The organism is Candidatus Andeanibacterium sp. (genome assembly GCF_057143545.1).
The window spans coordinates 1-5,288 of record NZ_DBNHSF010000110.1; the positions used below are offsets into that span (position 1 = coordinate 1).

Consider the following 5,288-nt stretch of genomic DNA (forward strand, 5'->3'; position numbering starts at 1 on the left):
ACGATCCCCGAGGGAGAGGGACCCTTCCCCGCCGCGGTGATGATCACCGGCTCGGGCGGGCAGGATCGCGACGAAGCGCTGATGGGCCACCGCCCCTTCGCGGTGATCGCCGACCATCTGACCCGCAACGGCATCGCGGTGCTGCGCTATGACGATCGCGGGATCGGCGAATCGAAGTCGGACACGCCCTACGATGCCGCGACCTCGGCCGACCTCGCGACCGACGCCAACGCCGCCTTCGCCTTCCTGCGGACGCGGTCCGAAATCGATCCGCTCAAGATCGGCTTCGTCGGCCATTCCGAAGGCGGGATGATCGCGCCAATCGCGATGGCCGACAATCCCGACGTCGCCTATGCGGTGCTGCTGGCGGGACCGGGCACCAATCTCGACCAGCTGCTGCTCTCGCAGCAGCGGCTGCTTGCCGCGACCATGGAGGCGAGCCCGAAACAGCTCAACGACCAGGAACCGGTGATGGCGGCGATGCTCAAGGCGATTGCCGAGGCGCCGGATCCCGTTTCCGGCAAGGACGCGGCCAGGGCCGTGCTGACCCCCGAAGCGATGCAGGCGCTGGGCGCCCCGCCGGATTTCGACAAGGACCTGATCGTCAACCGGATTACCGGCCCGTGGTTCCAGTACTTCCTCAAATACGACCCGATCCCCAACCTCGCCCGGATTCGCGTGCCGCTGCTCGCGCTCAACGGCAGCCTCGACCTGCAGGTTCCGGCGGACGACAACCTCGAAGCGATCAGAGGCGCGACGAAGGACAATCCCGACGTCACCATCGTCAAGCTCGACGGGCTCAACCACCTGTTCCAGCATGCCGAGACCGGCGGGGTCGGCGAGTATGCGCGGATCGAGGAAACCTTCGCCCCCGAGGCGCTCGAGCTGATGTCGGAGTGGATCAACGCGCGCTTCGGCGCGAACTGACTTTTCCGCAGCCTTGCTTCGGACCGGCTGCGCCGGACGCTTCCCACCCTGCGTCCGGCGCAGCTTCGTTTGACAAGCGGCGGCGCACTCGCTTTGCTCTCCGATTGGAGGGGAGCGAGATGATCGCAATTGTTTTCAATCGATTCGGGATGGTCCGAGGCCTGCTGGCCGCCGCGCTGGCAGTGGCCTGCGCCCCGGCCCATGCGCAGCTCCTGCCGGAAGGCCCGGTGCTGGCGGCGGCAGATCTGCGCGCAGGGCAGGATCTCGACGGAACCTGGACCTGGTCGATCGATCCCTATCGCGACGGCAAGGCCGGGTTCCATGGCGGCGCGGCAGGCACCGGCCACCGGCGTTACGACGATACCGATGTCGAAGCAGCTTCGCTCGCCGATCCGCTGGCGCTCTACGAATACGACCTCGATCGCTCGGCGACGGTCGAGCTGCCCTCGTCGTGGCTGACCCACGCGCCCGAGATGCGCCACTATCAGGGGCTGGTGTGGTACCAGAAGCGCTTCGACGCGGCGCCAGGCGAAGGCAAGCGCCAGTTCCTGCGCTTCGGCGCGGCCAATTATTCCGCCGAAGTCTGGCTCAACGGCGAATTCGTCGGGACGCATGAAGGCGGCTTCACCCCGTTCACCTTCGAGGTGACCGGCAGACTGCGCAGTACCGGAAACCGGCTGGTGGTCGGTGTTGATTCCCAACGCAGCGAGGCATCGGTCCCGCCGCCGGTCACCGACTGGGAGACCTATGGCGGCCTTACCCGCCCGGTCAGGCTGATCGAACTCCCCGCAACCTTCGTCGACGACGTCCATGCACGGCTGACCGATGCCGGGGATATCGAGGTCACTATCGTGCTCGACGGTGCGGATGCGGCCAATGTCGCCGTGGTCGTCAGCCTGCCCGAGCTCGGCGAACGCCACCAGGTGCTGACCGATGCGCGCGGGGAAGCCAGCGTCCTCATACCGCGCCCGGCGGAATTGCAGCGCTGGTCGCCCGACAATCCACGGCTCTACGTCCTGCGCGTCGCTGCCGGGAGCGACAGTTTCGTCGACAAGGTCGGGTTCCGGACCATTGCGACCAGGGGTTCGCAGATCCTGCTCAATGGCGAGCCGATCTTTCTGCGCGGGATCTCGATCCATGAGGAGGAAATCGGCGTCAATCCAACCCGCAACATCACGCCGGAAGCAGCGCGGGCGCTGCTGGCCGAGGTCAAGGACGGGCTCAACGGCAATTTCGTGCGGCTCGCGCATTATCCGCATGGCGATGCCATGGTCCGCGCGGCCGACGAGATGGGCCTCATCGTGTGGAGCGAGATCCCGGTCTATTGGCGGATCGCGTGGGACAATCCCGAGACGCTGGCCACCGCCCGCCTTATGCTCGCCGAGAATATCATGCGCGACCGCAATCGCGCCTCGATCGCCCTGTGGAGCGTCGCCAACGAAACCCCGGTAAGCGAAGCGCGCGGCATCTTCCTCAACCGTCTGATCGCCGATGCGCGGGCGCTCGATCCCGACCGGCTGGTGACTGCCGCCCTGCTCACCGAACGCGACGAATCCGAAGGCCACCCGGTGATGCTGATGGCCGATCCGTTGGCCGCCTCGGTCGATGTGCTGGCGATCAACACCTATAACGGCTGGTACGGCCCCGATCACCCGGACGAACTGGCCGCGATCGAATGGCGCCTGGCGGGCGACAAGCCGCTGATCCTTTCCGAGCTCGGTGCAGGCGCGCTTGCCGGTCGGCGGCAGGAAGAGAGGCCCGGAAAGTTCTCCGAGGACTACCAGGCCGACTATTACCGCGCGACGCTCGCGATGGCTGACGCAATCCCCTCGCTGGCCGGGATGTCGCCATGGATTCTCAAGGATTTCCGCTCCCCCCGCAGGCAGCGGCCGGAGATCCAGGACGGCTGGAACCGCAAGGGCTTGATCTCCGAAACCGGCGCGCGCAAGCTGGCGTTCCATGTGCTCGCAGGCTGGTATCAGTCCAAGGCCGAGGCCGCGGCAAAGTCAGAATAGGAACCGACCGGGAGACTTCATGACCAGGACTGTCCTGCTCGCGACATGCGCGGCCGTGAGCCTCGGCGCGGCCCCGTTGCACGCTCAGACCATGGCCGCCGACACCGTCGGCACGCCGCAAGAGCGGGCCCAGGCCATGCTCGAGCAGATGACGACCGAAGAGAAGCTGCTCCTCGTCAAAGGCTATTTCGGGACCGATTTCCCGCCGGCGCAATTCATCGCACCCCCAGAGGCGCGCCAGGGCTCGGCCGGCTATGTCCCCGGCATCGCGCGGCTCGGCATCCCGCCGCAATGGCAGGCCGATGCCGGGATCGGCGTCGCCAGTCAGGGCGGCGCGCGGGACAAGCGCGGGCGGACCGCACTTCCGTCGGGCCTGGCGGTCGCGGCCAGCTGGGATCAGCAAATTGCCCATGAAGGCGGGCGGATGATCGGGCGGCAGGCCCGCGCCGACGGCTTCAATGTGATGCTGGCGGGGAGCGTCAATCTGATCCGCGAACCGCGCAACGGCCGCAACTTTGAATATGCCGGCGAAGACCCCCTGCTGGCGGGCGTGATCGCGGGCGAAGCAATCCGCGGCATCCAGTCGAACGACATCGTCTCGACCGCCAAGCATTACGCGCTCAACGCGCAGGAGACCGACCGCGGGCAGGTCGATGCAGTGATCGACGAAGCCGCTTTCCGCATGTCCGACCTGCTCGCCTTCGAGATCGCGATGGAGATCGGCAATCCCGGCTCGGTGATGTGCGCCTACAACAAGGTCAATGGCGACTGGGCCTGCGAGAACAATTTCCTCCTCACCCAGGTGCTGCGCGAGGATTGGGGCTGGCCGGGCTATGTCATGTCGGACTGGGGCGCGGCGCATACTACCGCCAAATCGGCCAATGCCGGGCTCGACCAGGAGTCGGGTTTCGGGCTCCAGCGCGCCGACCATTACGGCGCGGCCTTGGCCGAAGCCGTGCGGACCGGCGAGGTGAGTGGCGAGCGGCTCGACCTGATGGCAGGCCGCATCCTCTACGCGATGTTCGAACACGGGCTGGTCGACAACCCGGTCACGCAGGCGGGCGCGGCGATCGATTTCGATGGCGACGAGGCGGTCAGCCGCAAGGCGGCAGAAGCCGGCGCGGTCCTGTTGAAGAACGAGGGCGGGATCCTGCCGCTCGCCGCGAGCGCCAGGCGGATCGCGATCATCGGCGGCCATGCCGACAAGGGCGTGATTTCGGGCGGCGGATCGAGCCAGGTCTATCCCGGCGGCGGGCCCGATGGCGGCAATGCCGTGCCGGGGATCGAGCCGACCAGCTGGCCGGGCCCTGTGGTGTTCTACCCGTCCTCGCCGCTCGAGGAATTGCGCGCGCTGATGCCAGACACGGAGTTCGTCTATCACGATGGCGAAGACCAGGAAGCGGCAGCCGCGCTGGCCGCAAGCTCCGACATGGCGCTGGTATTCGGCACCCAATGGGCGTCCGAGAGCATCGACGTGCCGCTCCATCTCGATGGCGAGCAGGATGCGCTGGTTGCTGCGGTCGCCGCAGCCAATCCCGAGACGGTGGTGGTGCTGCAGACCGGCGGGCCGGTGCTGATGCCGTGGCTCGGCGAAGTGAAGGCCGTGCTCGAAGCCTGGTATCCCGGGCGGATGGGCGGCGCGGCGATCGCCAATCTGCTCACCGGCAAGGTCAATCCGTCGGGACATTTACCGGTGACCTTCCCCGCCAGTCTCGACCAGCTGCCCTATCCGGGCGAACCGCGCAGCGGCACCGCGATTTACGATGAAGGCGCGGCGGTTGGCTACAAATGGTTTGATACAACCGGGGCCGAACCCCTGTTCGCCTTCGGCCATGGCCTCTCCTACACCGATTTCGCCTATGCCCATCCGGACATAACAAACACGGGGCAGGGCCTCGTCTTCTCGCTCGATGTGACCAATATCGGCGATCGCGCCGGGGCCGATGTGGTGCAGGTCTATGTCGAAGGCGAAGGCTGGGAAGCGCCGAAGCGGCTGGCCGGTTTTGCCAAGATCGACCTGCAACCGGGCGTGACCGGCAAGGTCACGATCCCGATCGACCCGCGCCTGCTGGCAGTCTGGGACCCGGACAATCCTGGCTGGAGCCGCGCCGCGGGAAGCTACACTTTCAGCGCCGGCCATTCTTCGCGCGTGTTCTTCGGCTCCGCCATGATCGAGCTCCCGGCGCTGCACCTGCCGGTGGGGTGGAGTCCGGGGGATGCGGATTAAGGAGCCAAACCATCCCAAATCCCCTTGCCCACTAACCGCTCGCGGTCATGCGGGCGGGTGAGGTCGACCGTCGGACCAGCAGGGACGATCCCGCCCGGATTCACATTGGGGATCGAATA

Annotated in this window: 3 protein-coding genes; all 3 read left to right on the forward strand. The window is 66.7% G+C overall.

Annotated features, from left to right (window positions below; translation table 11 throughout):
* Positions 1–927 (forward strand): alpha/beta hydrolase family protein (locus AC16XC_RS06995; RefSeq protein WP_484033931.1); only part of this gene is annotated, 927 nt, incomplete at its 5' end.
* A 119-nt stretch (positions 928–1,046) separates the two neighbouring features.
* The gene (locus AC16XC_RS07000; RefSeq protein ID WP_484033932.1) at positions 1,047–2,942 is read left to right on the forward strand and encodes a glycoside hydrolase family 2 protein; all 1,896 of its coding nucleotides are present in this window, start codon (positions 1,047–1,049) and stop codon (positions 2,940–2,942) included.
* Positions 2,943–2,961: 19 nt separating this feature from the next.
* Entirely contained in the window at positions 2,962–5,169 is a 2,208-nt protein-coding gene (locus AC16XC_RS07005; protein WP_484033933.1) for a beta-glucosidase, read from the forward strand.
* The last annotated feature ends 119 nt before the right edge of the window (positions 5,170–5,288 follow it).

Coding starts and splice junctions, on each gene's coding strand:
- AC16XC_RS07000 (WP_484033932.1), top strand. CDS start 1,047: ATGATCGCAATTGTTTTCAATCGATTCGGGATGGTCCGAGGCCTGCTG.
- AC16XC_RS07005 (WP_484033933.1), top strand. CDS start 2,962: ATGACCAGGACTGTCCTGCTCGCGACATGCGCGGCCGTGAGCCTCGGC.